Source organism: Amycolatopsis sp. NPDC051373, from assembly GCF_040689465.1.
Lineage (GTDB): Bacteria > Actinomycetota > Actinomycetes > Mycobacteriales > Pseudonocardiaceae > Amycolatopsis.
This window is the reverse complement of record NZ_JBFBAE010000002.1, coordinates 224064-238542: the sequence shown is the minus strand read 5'-3', so window position 1 is coordinate 238542 and position 14479 is coordinate 224064. Positions and strand designations below refer to the sequence as shown.

Sequence of the window (14479 nt, the reverse complement as noted above, 5' to 3'; positions counted from 1 at the left end):
CGCCCGGTCACTCTATGCTGGCACGATGAACAGGCCGCCGACGATCAAGGACGTCGCCGAGCGGGCGGGGGTGCACGCCGCGACCGCGAGCCGGGCGCTCAACCCCGCCACGCGCGGGATGGTCAACGCGCGGACGGCGAACCGGGTCGCCGAGGCCGCCCGGGCACTGGGCTACGCGCCCAACTCCGCCGCGCGCAGTCTGCGCACCCGCACGTCGTCGGTCGCCGGGGTCATCATCCCGGACCTGCGCAACCCGGTGTTCCCGCCGATCGTCCGCGGCATCGAGGACGGTCTGCGGGACGCCGGGTACATGGCGCTCGTCGGCAACACCGACGGCGACCCGGACCGCGAACGCGAATTGGTCTCCGCCATGCGCGGCCGCCAGATCGACGGGTTCATCCTGGCCACCAGCCGCCGCTCCGACGAGCTGAAGTCCTCGGTGCCCACGGTGCTGGTCAACCGCCGCACCGACAACGGCGGCATCCCTTCGGTCACCGCCGACAACGCCGCGGGCATCCACCTGCTCGTGCGGCACCTCGCCGGCCTCGGCCACACGCGCATCGGCCACGTCGCCGGTCCGCGCGACCTGTCCACGGGCTGGGAGCGCTACCGCGGCTACCTCGACGCCGCCACGTCCGCCGGCCTCGCCGCGGCAGCCGAGGCGGTCGAGTTCGCCGACGCGTTCACCGAAACCGCGGGCCACGCCGCGACCCTGCGCCTGCTCGCCGCGCACCCCTCGCTGACGGCGGTGCTGGCCGGCAACGACCTCATCGCCCTCGGCTGCTACTCCGCCCTCGACGAGCTCGGCCGCACCGTCCCCGGCGACGTGTCGGTGACGGGCTTCAACGACATGCCGTTCGTCGACCGCCAGCGCCCGTCGCTGACCACCGTGCGCATCCCGCACTACGACATCGGCCGCGAAGCCGCCCGCTTGCTGCTGGAACACATCGCTTCTCCGACGGCGCCGGCCAAACGCGTGGTGCTGCCGGTCGACTTGGTTCGCCGTGGCTCGACGGCCGCGGCGAAGAGCTGAAGCCCGCTTCGGCTGCGGCGCAACGAAAGCCCGGTAGCACCGGGAGTTCGGCGCCGAAGGTCAGGCTTCGAGCTCGATCCGGCCGACCACCTCGCCCTCGTGCAGTTGCCCGGTCGGCCGGAAGCCCAGCCGACGGTGGAAAGGTTCGGGGCTGGTCGCCAGAGCACCGTCGCCCCCCGGCCACGCGACGTCGGGCTGGATGTCGGTCTCCGCGAGAGAGCGGGCGACCGGTGCGACGTAATCGCGCCACGACGAGGTGATTCGGGGCGGCGAACTGGTACTCCACATTGCGTGTACATCCTCGGCAGCCCCGTCTTCGACCGCGCGCGCTTCACGACAGGCCGCGGCCGGACGTTCACCGTGCGCGCGATCGGCAACTCGCCGTCGAACGTCTACATCACGTCGGCGACGCTGAACGGAAAGCCGTTGCACCGCGCCTGGATCACCCACGACGAGGTGATTCGGGGCGGCGAACTGGTACTCCACATGAGCGCGACGCCGAACCAGTCCTGGGGTGCGGCCGCGTTGCCGCCTTCGCTCACGCCGACGTGAGGGCCCCTGCTAGTGGTCCTCGCCCGTTTCTTGTTGTGCTTCGAGCGTTTCCACGACGCGGTCCGTGGCTTCCTCGCCGTGGACGTGCACCAGCGACAGGTAGAACAACACCGGTGCCGCGGGAGCCCACGAGTCGCGGCGGTCGGGTCGGAGCAGGTACTCGATCGTCGTCTGCGGCTCGAACTCCACGTACTCGAATCCCCGGTGCTCCCAGGCGTCCTGGACGCCTCGGCCGAGGTTGTTCTCGAACTGCCGCCGGGTCATCGTGCGGAGGTTCGCCAGGAACAGGCAGCACCACTGGGAGTTCGAGGTGACGACGGCGAACGCGAGGAGCTTGAGGTCGTAGTGATCGGGCCTGAGGCGCAGCTCTTCCTTGAGCCCGCGCTCGGCGGCGCGAAAGAGATTGGGCGGCCCGTGTCGCTCGTCGAGTTCCCGTTGCAGCCCTTCGTTGGCCGAGGAGTTCCACTCGCCTTTCCCCACGCCGACCCGCCCGCTGCGCCGCGCGACGACGAGCCACCCGTCGGCCGTGACGACGGCGACGTTGAGGCCGAAGCTGGAGCGCATGAAGTCCGGGGTGTCCTGGGGGTCGCGGCCGTCGAGGTAGAGGCTGCGGAGGGTGTCGCCGCCGGGGAGGGGTTCGTCGAGTTGCTGGGTGGCAAGGAAAGTGAGGTAGTCGGAGTAAGTGAAGTGGATCGTGACCTCGGGGAGTTCTTCGTGGCCGCGGCGGTTCACCACGAAATCGTGGACTGCGTAGCGTGGTGAGGGCGAGTTGTACTGGCGCCAGGTTTCGTTGCGGCCTTCGTATTCTTTGGCGAGCTTGATTCTCATGTGTTCGACAATCGGCGGAACCGACACCGCTCGGGGCGTGACGAGAACGTGGACATCACTTTCCGCGATCTCCCGTTCCCCGTTGCCTTCCAGCAGCTGAACACCCGTGCTGAGCGGCCCGATCGAGAACCCGGGAAACACCGCCTTCTCCCGCGATCGCCGCCGGGCGTGGTGATAACTCTCGCGCCACAGCACCACCTGCCGTTCGAGCGCCTCCGCCGACGGATGCGCCTTCCTGAGCAACGCCCGGATGACGTCGATGAGCAACGCCTCGTTGTACCGCTTGGGCTCGTCGCGGAAAATCTCCCGCGCGGTCCCGTACGCACATCTGACCGCTTCGGCCGGCACCCCACGCGCCGCCATTTCCTTTTCGACCAGAGCCGGCAACGCGCGCAGCCGCACACTCGACCACTCCCGCAAAGCCTGCAAGCGGACCGCGAACTCAGGCAGCGACCCGGGCTTCCCGGGCGCAGGCGGCTCCCCGAACGGCGCACTCGTCACAGCCGGCCCCTCCTCACCCCGGGCGCGGCGCCCGCCGTTGTGCCATGATGCCCGACACCCGGGTCCAAGCCGAGATCGTGCCGCTGAGCAGCGCTGATCGGACTTGGTCGGAAACTTTGCGACCCCGGTGCGTTCAAGGCCATCCTGGTCAGGCAAGCCGGAACGGGCCACCGCATCGGCACCACCGACGCGTTTCAGCCCCTTCTGTCGACCATTCTTCGCCCACCACGCGAATCCGATCGGGGTGAACCATGAACACCCTCACGCCCACCCAAATCCTCGTTGCCGGCGCCCTTCTGTTCGTACTCTCCTGGGCTTGGTGGTCCGGCGCCCGCCGTGCCAGGGCCGCCGCCGAGGCCTCCTGGACCCGCACCCGCCTGGTCTCCCTGACCGGCCGCGTCCTGCTCAACGCCGGCCTCCTCGTCACGGTCCAGTGGGCCGTCATCGCCAACGCCACCAGCACCTGGCTCCTGCTAGCCGTACTCGGCCTGCCCGCGCTCTTCGCCGCCTACGCCCTGACCCGCGCCACCACGATCACCACCGTCGCCCCACCCGCCCGCGACGGCCATTGACCCGGTGCCGCCTCCTCGGCGGTGTGTCGAGGAGGCGTTCGCGGTCGACGGGCCAGGGTTCCTGCACCGCGGCGAAATCGAGCCGGCTCGGCGGTAGCTCGCGATCTACGAGCCGAACGGGCAGCTTCGGCTGCAGTTGCCGGTGGAGCGGGTGTCCATTTACGGGGACGACGGCGACGAGCCGTCCCGGATCCTCGTGGTGCTGGGGGATCCGAGCGAGCCGCTCGGGTGAACCGCACGGCAAGCCCCCGGGCGCCGTAACGATGTCCGCGGATCGTCGATGAGGAGGCGACGACGTTTTCTGGGGGCAAGCACGTGGAAGAGGAAGACCTGCTCGACTCCCACCCGGATCTGGTGGATCCGGAGTGGCGCAAGCGGGCGGAGGCCGGCGCGCGGGCGGGGGCGAGGAAGGACCGCCGGAAGGTGCGCAAGCAGCGGCGCGCACCACTGCGGCGGCCGCGGGGGCGGTGGTGGGGCGCGACGCTCGTCCTCCTCATCCTCGGAGTGACGGCGGCGGCGATCGTGCTCGTCGGGAGCCGGCCCGAGGCCGAGGAGGCGGCGCCCAACCCGACGGCGGTGCCGGTTCTCGCGCGCGTCGATCTGGCGCGGCCGTACGACCGGACGCCCGCCGAGAAGTGGGCCAAGGGGTTCGGCGGGATCGCCACCACCGCGACCGCGGCGGTCAAGGCCGAAGTGGCCGCGGACGCCTACGCGCAGGTCAAGCGGGCGATCTTCGCCGCGCGGCTCGAACCCGCCGTCGTGGCGGGGCGCGACCCCAGGGCCTTCCTGGCGCAGCTGGCGCCGGACGCGCGGCCGTGGATCGCATCGAAGGTGGCAGAGCACGACAAGGGCCTGCTGCCGTACGTGACCGAGATCGCCGACGGATACCGCCTGCTCGACGCGGGCCCGCGGATGTTCGGCACCTTGACCGCGCACCCCGGGACGAAGCCGGGGGAGCTGGCCGTGGACGCCAAATACGTGGTCGCCTACGCCTTCGACGATCCCCACCCCGGCGGCTTGACCGGGCCGGCGCAGATCGTCAGCTTCGTGCGCGTGGACGAGAACTACGTGTTCCGCAGCGGCACGAGCTTCAGCGAAACCAGTCAGGGGCTCTGGATCGACGGCGAGCACAGCGCGTTCTCCTCCGTCGGCTGCGCCGCTGCGAAGACAGGCTTTCTTGCACCCGGCTACGCCAACCCGCCCGTCGGCCCGGCGCCCGCGGGCGATCAGGACGCGCCCGGCTACTACGACCCGAAGTACCCGGTACCCACCCTCGACGGCTGCCCGGACTGATCGCCGCAACTCATCACGGCCGCGCGCACGAATCCGGCCCCGCAGGCGTCCGGGTTGATTGTCTGCTGGGCCGGTATGAACGTCGCACGGCCGTCGCACGGCTGTCGCCGTTGTTGTCGAAAGTCCTTCGCCGGAGATCGGGTGCTGCGGAAGATCGAGTGCTGCCAACGCATCTCGCTGCTGCGGCGACAATCAGCAGTATGCGGATGAAAATCGCACCCGCCGAGGCCCGTTGTCAAGCACAGGACTGAGCGGACGTGCCGGGGGAGTGCTCATCCGGACCGCATGGTCGTCCGTATGCAGATCAACTGGATACCGGCTCGAAGGGGTGGGCACCGCTGGACGAAAGTCACCCGGTCGGGGGTCTGTTGGCCGTCTCGCGTGCAGGTCCGCTGCGATTACAGTCCGAGGTGCCGGCAGACCGACGAAGGCGGGGAACCCATGGCAAGCGCGTCCACCGATCTGGTCGTCGGGGTCGACGGGAGCGAGTCGTCGCTGATGGCGGCGCGCTGGGCCGCGAGGATGGCCCGCGAGCGCCGCGTGGGCCTGCGGCTCGTGCACGCCGTGGACGAGATCCCCGTGACGTACCCGCACGCCGCGCCGACCTACGAGGACGCGCAACGGGTCGTCGGCGAACGCGGCGAGCGGGTGCTCAGCCGGGCGCAGGCCGCCGTCGCGGAGGTGGCGCCGGAGCTGGCCGCCGAGGCTGTGCTGCGGCCGGAACAGCCGGCGTCGGCCCTGCGCGCCGAGTCCGCGTCGGCCGGGATGCTGATCCTCGGGTCGACGGGGCTGCACCGGCTCGGCCGGTTCGTGCTGGGCTCGGTGTCGGTCTCGCTCGCTTCGCACGCGGAGTGCCCGGTCGCGTTCGTGCGTCCCCACGTCGCCGAGGACGCGCCGCCGGTGGACGGCCCGGTCGTGGTCGGTGTGGACGCGACGCCGATCGGGGAGGACGCGATCGGCGTCGCCTTCGAGGAGGCGTCGTGGCGCCGGACTCCGCTCGTCGCCGTGCACTGCTGGAAGGAAGGCTTCCTCGCGTCGGTGTTCGAGGAGTCCGGCTCGTCCGCCGACGCCGACGCGATCGAGGCCCACGAGCGGGAACTGCTCGCGCAGCGGCTCGCCGGGTGGCAGGCGAAGTACCCCGATGTGCAGGTCGAGCGCTTGGCCGTGAAGGAGAAGCCGGCCGACGGCCTGCTCGACTGGGCCGATCGCGCGCAGCTGCTGGTCGTCGGCAGCCGCGGGCGCGGCGGGCTCGCCGGCCTGGCGCTCGGGTCCACCAGCCAGAGCCTCATCTCCTACGCGCTGTGCCCCGTTCTGGTCGTGCGCGGGAACCGTCCGGCGTCGCAGGACGAATAACGGATCCTCCGAAGTCGGCCCGGCGGGCCCACTGCCGTCGCCACGATCGACGCGCTTCGCTGCCCGCCGCACCGCGGTGCCCTGGCGCAGGCGAGCTCGTGGCCCGTGTCGCGGACGTCGCGGTCCCGACCCTGGAGCGTCCACTGTGGAAACGACCGATCCGCCGGCGATGCGCGACGCCATGCTCCGGGCGGTGCGCAATCGTGCGTCCGACGACGCGTTCGACCCGCACGCCGAGCTGTGCGAAGTGCTGGCGCCACTGGGTTTCACGTCCGAGGACAGCGGCGGCGCCGTCACCTTCCTCAAACGCGACCCGCTGCTGCCCAGCTCGATCCGCATCGGCGGGGCGGCGGCTGTCGCGCTGACCCAGCAGTCGGTGCTCGCCGCGAAGCTGTGGCGCATGCGCACGGGGCTGGGTCAGGACATCACCGTCGACCTGGGCCAGGCCATTCGCCGGCTCGCCCCCGCGTCGGAGCTGCGGTGGGAGACGCTCAACGGCTACCCCGCCGACATGGCCGACCGGCTCGTCGGCTCCTACCTCGCTTCTACCCGACGCCCGTCGAACGGCCCGATCCGCCCCCACCGTCAGAACCAGTGCAGGCAGTGCGGCTCTCGCTCCGCGCGGAACAGCGCGTCGGCGACACCGGCGGCTTCGGCGTGGTGCGCGTGGACGTGGCCGGCGCGCACGAGCGTGCTCGGGGTGGTGCCGCCGAGGTAGAGGGAGCCGAGGTCGCGCACGTCGAGGGACAGGTCGGGCGCGCGGTCCGTGGGGACGCACTCGGCCTTGCCGTCGCGGACGGTGAGGAGGTGGCGGCCGCGCTCGTCGAGAAAGGGGTCGGTGACGTCGAGGACCAGCTCGCCGTCGGTGAACCAGCCGCGGGCGGTCAACGCGCGCGGGACGTCCAGCAGCCGCACCCACAGCCAGTCGTCGTCGCTCGCCTCGCCGGCGCGGAAGTCCTCGAGCTGCCAGCGCAGCGGGTGCCACGGCGGGACGTGCTTGAACACCACGCGCGTCACCAGGTCGTGGCCGAGCACGAACCGGGCCAGGGCGGTGAAAACGGCGTCGTCGGTGGCGATGGTTTCGTCGACGGTCAGCGTGCCGGGCTCACCGAGCGAGTAACTGGCGTACCCGTCCGGGGTCCCGTCGGCGTCGCGGTGCACGGCGATGTACCGCGGCGCCGCGGTGATCGGCGGCTGGCCCGCGCGTAACGCCCACCACCGGTACGGCCGCGACAACGCGCCGGGCTGCGCGCGGCGGTAGCGGTCGTAGACGTCTTCCATCAGCTCGACGCACTCGTCTCGCTTCAGCACCTCGACCGAGCCGGTGTCGGCCGGCGCGTGAGCCCGCGGCGCGGCGAGCGCGCCCTGGCGCCGCGGAACCGTCAGCTGCCCGGTGTAGGTCGCCGGCCCGTAGCCGAAGCGGCCGTAGATCGTGGCCTCCGAAGCCAGCAGCACGGACAGGAACTCCCCGCGCGACCGCAGTTCGGCCAGCTGGTGCCGCATCATCGCGCTCAGCACCCCCTGGCGCCGATGCGGAGGCAGCACCCCGACGGACGTGATGCCGGCCGCCGGCACCACGACCGCTCCGGGCAGCGTGAGCTCGAACGAGTAGGCCGCCGCGGTCCCGATGGGCCGCCCGTCCGCCACGGCCAGCACCCCGCGGTCCATCTCGAGCGCCGACCACCACAACCCGCCGCCGCCCTCGGCCGGCGTCTCGGGGAACCGCGCGAACGCGGCGTGGACGGTGTCGACGAAGACGTCGAAGTCTTGCTCGGTCGTGGCGCGGATTTCCACTGCGGCGGTCTCCCCGGGGTGTCGTGGCTGTCGCGCCACAGTGCAGCGGCGCCGCGGGACCGGGTCAACCGAATTACCACCCGGCCTGCGCGGTCAGCCTTACCCCGCCTCGTGCGATGCGCGAGCAACTCCGGCGAGGGCCACCAGGGCGCCGGGTTCGAAACGGACGAGGTGCTCTGCGGCCGGCGTCCGCGGTTCACCGAGCCTCGGGTCGCGCCGATCGCTTCGGCCGGCCCGTGCAGGCCGCCGCGCAGGACGACCCGGACACGCTCAACTGGACGGCCGGCCGTGGTCACGAGCCGATCGCGCGTCGGGCGGGACGTAGCATGGGCGCGGACGTGTTCTCTCGCGTGGAAGGAACTTCGGGTTGTCGCCGCCTACGAGCCAGCTGTCGAGCGCGGGCGAGGCGACCCCGGCGGACCCGGCGCCGGCCCAGTCCCCGCCGGGCCGGTTCGAGTGGCTGCGCCGGCACCGGCGATGGGCGTTCGCACTCGTCGGGTTCGCGTTGCTCGCGCAGATGGCGTTCGCGATGGTCACCACGGCCGTCGAGCAGACCCCGACGATCGACGAGCCGGTGTACGTCGGCACGGCCGTCGTCTACCTCGACCAGCACAGCCTGCGGTACAACCCGGAGCACCCGCCGCTGGGCAAGCTGATCATCGCGTCCGGCCTGGCCTTCGCCGACGTGCACCTCGACCCCGCCTTCGCCGGTGACGAAACGCAGCTCGGCCGGCGCGTGCTGTACGAGTCGGGCAGCGATCCGGGACACCTGATGTTCTTGGCGCGGCTGCCGATGATCGTGCTGACGCTGCTGTTCGGGCTGGTCGTCTTCGCGTTCGCGCGTGATCTCGCCGGTCCGGTCGGCGGGCTTATGGCGCTCGCGCTCTACGCCTTCTCGCCCGACGTCATCGCGTACGGCTCACTGGCCACGCTCGACGTGCCGATGGCCGGGTTCCTGCTGACGTCGGCCTGGCTGGTGTGGCGGGCCCGGCGCCGGCCCGTGCGGTATCTCCCCCTCGCCGGACTCGCCCTGGGTGCGGCGATCGCGACGAAGATGAGTGCTCTGCCCGCGGTTCCGGTGGTGCTGTTCCTGGCGGCGTTGTCCGTGTGGCACTTCCGCCGTGAGGGTGGCCTGGGTCCGAAACGGACGGCGGTCGAACTAGTCACGACGGTCCTCGGCGTCGGTCTGATCGCCGTTGCCGTCCTCTGGGCCGCCTACCTCGCCGTCGATCCGCGCTTGCGCTGGCAGGCACCGCCTGGCCTGCCGACCCTCCACGGCCTGCGCGCGCTCGCCGACTGGCTGCCGGTGCCCGCGCCGTACCGCGACGGCATGCACCTCCAGTTCGGCTTCGAAGACCAGGTGTGGAGCGGCTTCCTGTTCGGCCGCCTCTACTTCGGCGCCCTCTGGTACTACCTCCCGGCCGCGATCCTCGTGAAGACCCCGCTCGGCACGCTGGCGCTGTGGCTGGCCGGCATCGCCGTGCTGCTCGCGATTCCCCGGCTGCGCCCCGCGGCGCCGTACCTTCTCGTCCCGTCCGCGGTGCTGCTGGCGGGCGCCATGACCGGCAGCCGCGACTTCGGCGTCCGGTACACGGTTTTCCTCCCGATGTTCCTCGCCGTCGCGGCCGCCTGCCTCGTCCTCCTGCACCGCCGCCGAGCCCACCTCGCGGCGGCGGCCCTGGTCGTGTTCACGGCCGTCAGCTCGCTGCTGACGTTCCCGTACTACCTGCCCTACTCCAACGAGGCCTTCGGCGGCCCGTCCGAGACCCACCTGCGCCTGCACGACTCGAACGTCGACTGGGGCCAGGACCTCGGCCGCCTGGCCGACCGGTTGAAAACGCGCTACCCGGGCGAACGCCCGTGGCTCGTCTACAAGGGCAGCGGCGTGCCGGCCTTCTACGGCATCGCCGCCGCCGACCCCCTCCGCGTGCCCCCGGACCAGGTCCACGGCCTGCTCGCGGTCTCCGACTCCTCCATCGCCAAGGCGGACGCCCACCTGAAGGCCTTGCTGGCCACCAGCACCCCGATCGACGAGGTCGGGCACTCGATCACGATCTTCCGCCGGCCCTAGGTCACGGCCCGGGCTGCACCGACAGCGTGAACGTGGTCGGCGCCGCGGCCGGGTTGGGAATCGGCGAGGGCGTGGTGACCGGTTCGTCCGAGGGACCGGTGTCGCCCGTTTTCGTCCCGAGCACGGGCCCGAGGCCGGGCACCTGACCCGAAGGGCGAGCGTTGATGGGCTGTTTGTAGACATCGGCGTCGCTCCGGGAGCTGCCGGATTTGCCGCTGGCGTACTGCGGTGACTGAATTGCCCCGGGCTCGTGTGCCTTGTGGACGGCCACGGCGTCGGCGCGCGCCGGCTCACCGGACACGGTCGCTGCCGGCGAAAGTGGCTGCGGTGCAGGGGAAACGGGTTTCGGTGCGGCCGGAGCCGAGCCCACCGGGGGCGCTGCCGGGGTCACCGGGGCCGGCTCTCCGCCGGTCGCCAGGCCGGCCGTCACGGCGACCGCCGCACCACCGAGCAGGAGCGCGGCCGCCGTCGCCATGACGAGCTTTCTTCGGGGAACGACACGGGATCCAACAGCGCGGCCGTGGGGGTGTCAAGGTTCGAATCGTGATGTGGCAGCCAGGCGCTCGCCCCGCCTGGCTGCCACGGACTCGCCCGTCCGAAGCATGGAGGTCTACAGTAGACGGACGAAAGCCACTAAGCCGTGCCGCGTCGTTTCGTCCAGATGTCGTACGCGACCGCCGCGAGCAGGACCACGCCCTTGACCAGCATCACGCGCTCGCTCGGAGCACCGATCAGGGACATGCCGTTGTTGATCACCGCCATGATCAGCCCGCCGGTGATCGCGCCGACGACCTTCCCCACGCCGCCCTGCACGGCGGCGCCGCCGATGAACGCCGCGGCGATCGCGTCGAGCTCGAAGTTCACGCCGGCGGTCGGGCCGGCCTGGTTGAGCCGGCCGGCGAAGATGATCCCGGCGAGCGCGGCCAGCACGCCCATGTTCACGAAGATCCAGAACGCCACCGACTTGACCTTGACGCCCGACAGCGTCGCGGCCTGGAGATTGCCGCCGACCGCGTAGATGTGGCGGCCGAACACCGAGCGCCCGGCGACGAGCGAGTAGCCGACCACAAGCACGGCCAGCAGGATCAGCACCCACGGCAGGTTCTTGAACCGCGCGAGCTGCACGACCACGGCGAGCACCAGGATCGCGGCGCCGGCGACCTTCGCGACGAACACCGGGTACGGGTCCACGTCCTGCCCGTACCCGAGCCGCGCGGAGCGCTTGCGCTGCTGGGTGATCGCGATGGCGGCGACGGTGAGCACGCCGACGATCAGGCTGACCAGGTCGGCGCCGCCGAGCGGGCCGAGGCCGATGTTGCCGAGGTAGCCGTCGGTGAAGCCGTTGGACAGCGTGCGGATCGCGTCGGGGAACGGGCCGATGCCCTGATTGCCCAGCACGGTCAGCGTCAGCGCGCGGAACGCCAGCATCCCCGCCAGCGTCACGATGAAGGCCGGGATGCCGAAGTAGGCGACCCAGTACCCCTGCCACGCGCCGATCACCGCGCCCGTCACCAGGGTGATGAGCACCGCGAGCGGCCAGGGCACATGCAGGTTCACCATGAGCACCGCGGAGACGGCGCCGGTCATCGCGACCACCGAGCCGGCCGAGAGGTCGATGTGGCCGGAGATGATCACCAGGATCATGCCGATCGCGAGGATCAGCACGTAGGAGTTCTGCACGATGATGTTCGAGATGTTCTGGGGCTCGAGCAGCGCGCCGCCGGTGAGCACCTCGAACAGCACCACGATGAGGGCGAAGGCGACGTAGATCCCGCTCTGGCGCGGGTTGATCGAGATCCGCCTGCCCGGGGTGGCGGCCGGGGGCGCGGCGGGCCGGGCCGTGTCCGTTGTGGTCATGGGCGTTCCTTCGTCATGTACTGCATGAGCAGCTCCTGGGTGGCGTCCTCGCGGGCGACCTCACCGGTCACCCGGCCCGCGGACAGCGCGTAGATCCGGTCGCACAGACCGAGCAGCTCCGGCAGCTCGGAGCTGATGACCAGCACCGCCTTCCCTTGTGCGGCAAGGGAGTTGATGATCGAGTAGATCTCGAACTTCGCGCCGACGTCGATGCCGCGGGTCGGTTCGTCGAGGATCAGCACGTCCGGGTCGGTGAAGATCCACTTGGCCAGCACGACTTTCTGCTGGTTGCCGCCCGAGAGCTTCCCGGTCACGCTGCGCACGGTCGGGGCCTTGATCCGCAGGTCCTGCCGGAACCGCGCGGCGGTGTCGTGTTCGGCGTGCTCGTTGACCCAGCCGCGGCGTGCCAGCTTCCCGAGCCCCGCGGCCGAGACGTTGCGCTGCACGTCTTCGATGAGGTTGAGCCCGTAGCGCTTGCGGTCCTCGGTGGCGTAAGCGATGCCGTGGCGCACGGCGTCGCGGACCGACCGGACGTCGATCGGCACGCCGTCCTTGATCAGCCGCCCGGAGATGCCGGTGCCGTAGGAACGCCCGAACACGCTCATCGCCAGCTCGGTGCGACCCGCGCCCATCAGCCCGGCCAGGCCGACCACCTCCCCGCGTCGCAGCGTGAGGTTGGCGCCCTCGACCACGACCCGGCCCGGCTGGGTGGGGCTGTGCACGGTCCAGTCCTCGATCCGCAGCACCTCCTCGCCGATGTCGGGCTCCCGTGGCGGGAAACGGTGCTCCAGGTCGCGCCCGACCATGCCGGTGATCAGCCGCTCCTCGGTGAGCCCGGCCGCGTCGAGGGTCTCGATCGTCCGGCCGTCGCGCAGGATCGTGACGGTGTCGGCGATCGCGATCACCTCGCCGAGCTTGTGGGAGATGATCACCGACGTCACGCCCTCGTCGCGCAGCCCGCGCAGCAGGTCGAGCAGGTGCGCCGAGTCGTCGTCATTGAGCGCGGCGGTCGGCTCGTCGAGGATGAGCAGCTTCACCTGCTTCGACAGCGCCTTGGCGATCTCCACGAGCTGCTGCTTGCCGACGCCGAGGTCGCGCACCGGCGTGACCGGGTTCTCCGCGAGGCCGACGCGCCGCAGCAACTCGCCGGCCTCGTGGTTGGTGCGGTTCCAGTCGATGAACCCGCGCCGCGCCCGCTCGTTGCCGAGGAAGATGTTCTCCGCGATCGAGAGCTGCCCGCACAACGCCAGCTCCTGGTGGATGATCACGATTCCCCGGCGTTCGCTGTCGCGCACCGAACCGAACTCGCACGCCTCGCCGTCGAACCGGATCTCCCCGGCGTAGCTGCCGTGCGGGTGCACCCCGGAGAGCACCTTCATCAGGGTCGACTTCCCGGCGCCGTTCTCGCCGCAGATCGCGTGGATCTCCCCGCGGCGCACGGAAAGGGTGACGTCGGCGAGCGCGGTGACCCCGGGGAAGGTCTTCGTGATCCCGCGCATGCCGAGCAGTTCCGTCATTTCAGCTGCCCCGCCGTGTAGTAGCCGGAGTCGAGGAGTTCCTTCTGGTAGTTGGTCTTGTCCACGACCACGGGCTGCAGCAGGTAGGAGGGCACGACCTTCTTGCCGTTGTTGTAATCCGTGGTGTTGTTGACCTCCGCCTTGCCGCCCTTGAGGACGGAGTCGGCCATCTTCACGGTGACGTCGGCGAGCTTGCGGGTGTCCTTGAACACCGTCGAGTACTGCTCGCCGGCGATGATGGACTTGACCGACGCGACCTCGGCGTCCTGGCCGGTGACCACCGGGTAGGGCTGGCCGGCGGTGCCGTAGCCGTTGCTCTTGAGCGCCGAGAGGATGCCGATGGACAGGCCGTCGTACGGCGAGAGGACGCCGTCGACCTTCGCGCCGCCGCCGTAGGTCTTGGTGAGCAGGTCCTCCATGCGCCGCTGGGCGGTGGCCGGGTCCCAGCGCAGGATCGCGGTCGGCGCGAACGTCGTCTGGCCGCTCTTCACCACGAGCTTGCCGCTGTCCATGAGCGGCTTGAGCACGGACATGGCGCCGTTGAAGAAGTACGTCGAGTTGTTGTCGTCGGGCGAGCCGCCGAACAGCTCGATGTTGAACGGCCCCGGGCCCGTGCCGAGGCCCTTCAGCAGCGAGTTCGCCTGCTGGACCCCGACCTTGTAGTTGTCGAATGTCGCGTAGTAGTCGACGTTCGGGCTGTTGAGCAGCAGCCGGTCGTAGGCGATCACCGGGATCTTGTGGTCGGCCGCTTCCTGCAGCTGCGTGGTGATCGCGGTGCCGTCGATGGAGGCGATCACGAGCAGCTTCGCGCCCTTGGTGATCTGGTTCTCGATCTGGTTGACCTGCGTGGGGATGTCGTTCTCGGCGTACTGCAGATCGACCTTGTACCCCAGCTTCTCCAGCGCCGACTTGATGTTGTCGCCGTCGTGGATCCAGCGTTCCGACGACTTCGTCGGCATCGTGACCCCGACGAGCGCGCCGGCGGACGAGCCCGCGGCGGGCGCCTGGTCGGCCGTCTTGACGCTCGAACCGCAGGCGGCCAGCGTCAGGGCCAGCGCGGCGACGGTGACCCCTCGGATTCCTCGGCTGAACTTCATTGTTCGTGCTC

At 70.7% G+C, this 14479-nt stretch carries 13 protein-coding genes; 6 read left to right on the top strand and 7 right to left on the bottom strand.

From position 1 onward, the window contains the following. The first annotated feature begins 25 nt into the window (after nt 1–25). Nucleotides 26–1033, top strand: a complete 1008-nt coding sequence (locus tag AB0383_RS04675; RefSeq protein ID WP_364185886.1) for a LacI family DNA-binding transcriptional regulator — start codon at nt 26–28, stop codon at nt 1031–1033. A gap of 60 nt (nt 1034–1093) precedes the next feature. Here the strand turns inward: AB0383_RS04675 and AB0383_RS04670 are convergent, their stop codons facing one another. After that, nucleotides 1094–1321 (bottom strand): hypothetical protein, encoded by a 228-nt coding sequence (locus AB0383_RS04670; protein ID WP_364185884.1) that lies wholly within the window; start codon nt 1319–1321, stop codon nt 1094–1096. 3 nt (nt 1322–1324) lie between these two features. Here AB0383_RS04670 and AB0383_RS04665 point away from each other — a divergent pair, with 3 nt between their 5' ends. Beyond that, the gene (locus tag AB0383_RS04665; RefSeq protein ID WP_366185179.1) at nt 1325–1585 is read left to right on the top strand and encodes a glycoside hydrolase domain-containing protein; all 261 of its coding nucleotides are present in this window, start codon (nt 1325–1327) and stop codon (nt 1583–1585) included. A gap of 9 nt (nt 1586–1594) precedes the next feature. On the opposite strand, the gene AB0383_RS04660 is transcribed toward AB0383_RS04665, so the two are convergent. Continuing rightward, complete coding sequence (locus AB0383_RS04660; RefSeq protein ID WP_366185177.1) at nt 1595–2914, bottom strand: hypothetical protein; 1320 nt, start codon at nt 2912–2914, stop codon at nt 1595–1597. A 251-nt stretch (nt 2915–3165) separates the two neighbouring features. On the opposite strand from AB0383_RS04660, the gene AB0383_RS04655 reads away from it, so the two are divergent. The 3 genes from AB0383_RS04655 to AB0383_RS04645 all read left to right on the top strand — a co-directional run bounded on the left by AB0383_RS04655 (nt 3166) and on the right by AB0383_RS04645 (nt 6132). Beyond that, nucleotides 3166–3486, top strand: a complete 321-nt coding sequence (locus AB0383_RS04655) for a hypothetical protein (protein WP_364185879.1) — start codon at nt 3166–3168, stop codon at nt 3484–3486. A 315-nt stretch (nt 3487–3801) separates the two neighbouring features. Next, on the top strand, nt 3802–4779 hold the full coding sequence (locus AB0383_RS04650; protein ID WP_364185877.1) for a hypothetical protein: 978 nt from the start codon (nt 3802–3804) through the stop codon (nt 4777–4779). 441 nt (nt 4780–5220) lie between these two features. Then, the gene (locus AB0383_RS04645; protein ID WP_364185875.1) at nt 5221–6132 is read left to right on the top strand and encodes a universal stress protein; all 912 of its coding nucleotides are present in this window, start codon (nt 5221–5223) and stop codon (nt 6130–6132) included. Between the two features lie 585 nt (nt 6133–6717). Here the strand turns inward: AB0383_RS04645 and AB0383_RS04640 are convergent. Beyond that, nucleotides 6718–7926: a GNAT family N-acetyltransferase gene (locus AB0383_RS04640; protein WP_364185873.1), complete on the bottom strand. Its 1209-nt coding sequence runs from the start codon at nt 7924–7926 to the stop codon at nt 6718–6720. A gap of 367 nt (nt 7927–8293) precedes the next feature. Between AB0383_RS04640 and AB0383_RS04635 the strand changes: the two genes are divergently transcribed. After that, nucleotides 8294–9997, top strand: a complete 1704-nt coding sequence (locus tag AB0383_RS04635; RefSeq protein ID WP_366185173.1) for a phospholipid carrier-dependent glycosyltransferase — start codon at nt 8294–8296, stop codon at nt 9995–9997. Nucleotide 9998: 1 nt separating this feature from the next. Here the strand turns inward: AB0383_RS04635 and AB0383_RS04630 are convergent, their stop codons facing one another. The 4 genes from AB0383_RS04630 to chvE form a co-directional block, all read right to left on the bottom strand. Then, nucleotides 9999–10472: a hypothetical protein gene (locus tag AB0383_RS04630; protein WP_366185171.1), complete on the bottom strand. Its 474-nt coding sequence runs from the start codon at nt 10470–10472 to the stop codon at nt 9999–10001. A gap of 158 nt (nt 10473–10630) precedes the next feature. Continuing rightward, nucleotides 10631–11854, bottom strand: coding sequence for a multiple monosaccharide ABC transporter permease (mmsB, locus tag AB0383_RS04625; protein WP_220239590.1), 1224 nt, complete (start codon nt 11852–11854; stop codon nt 10631–10633). Next, nucleotides 11851–13371: a multiple monosaccharide ABC transporter ATP-binding protein gene (gene mmsA / locus AB0383_RS04620; protein WP_364185868.1), complete on the bottom strand. Its 1521-nt coding sequence runs from the start codon at nt 13369–13371 to the stop codon at nt 11851–11853. Before mmsA ends, mmsB begins: the two co-directional genes overlap by 4 nt. Further along, a complete protein-coding gene (chvE, locus tag AB0383_RS04615) occupies nt 13368–14468 on the bottom strand; it encodes a multiple monosaccharide ABC transporter substrate-binding protein (RefSeq protein WP_364185866.1) in 1101 nt (366 codons plus the stop codon). The genes mmsA and chvE overlap by 4 nt, the downstream gene beginning before the upstream one ends. Between the last annotated feature and the right edge of the window lie 11 nt (nt 14469–14479).

What these genes read in the sequence shown, in the direction of transcription:
- AB0383_RS04675 (WP_364185886.1), top strand. Translation starts at nt 26, where the DNA reads ATGAACAGGCCGCCGACGATCAAGGACGTCGCCGAGCGGGCGGGGGTG.
- AB0383_RS04670 (WP_364185884.1), bottom strand. Translation starts at nt 1,321, where the DNA reads ATGTGGAGTACCAGTTCGCCGCCCCGAATCACCTCGTCGTGGCGCGAT.
- AB0383_RS04655 (WP_364185879.1), top strand. Translation starts at nt 3,166, where the DNA reads ATGAACACCCTCACGCCCACCCAAATCCTCGTTGCCGGCGCCCTTCTG.
- AB0383_RS04645 (WP_364185875.1), top strand. Translation starts at nt 5,221, where the DNA reads ATGGCAAGCGCGTCCACCGATCTGGTCGTCGGGGTCGACGGGAGCGAG.
- AB0383_RS04630 (WP_366185171.1), bottom strand. Translation starts at nt 10,472, where the DNA reads ATGGCGACGGCGGCCGCGCTCCTGCTCGGTGGTGCGGCGGTCGCCGTG.
- mmsB (WP_220239590.1), bottom strand. Translation starts at nt 11,854, where the DNA reads ATGACCACAACGGACACGGCCCGGCCCGCCGCGCCCCCGGCCGCCACC.
- mmsA (WP_364185868.1), bottom strand. Translation starts at nt 13,371, where the DNA reads ATGACGGAACTGCTCGGCATGCGCGGGATCACGAAGACCTTCCCCGGG.
- chvE (WP_364185866.1), bottom strand. Translation starts at nt 14,468, where the DNA reads ATGAAGTTCAGCCGAGGAATCCGAGGGGTCACCGTCGCCGCGCTGGCC.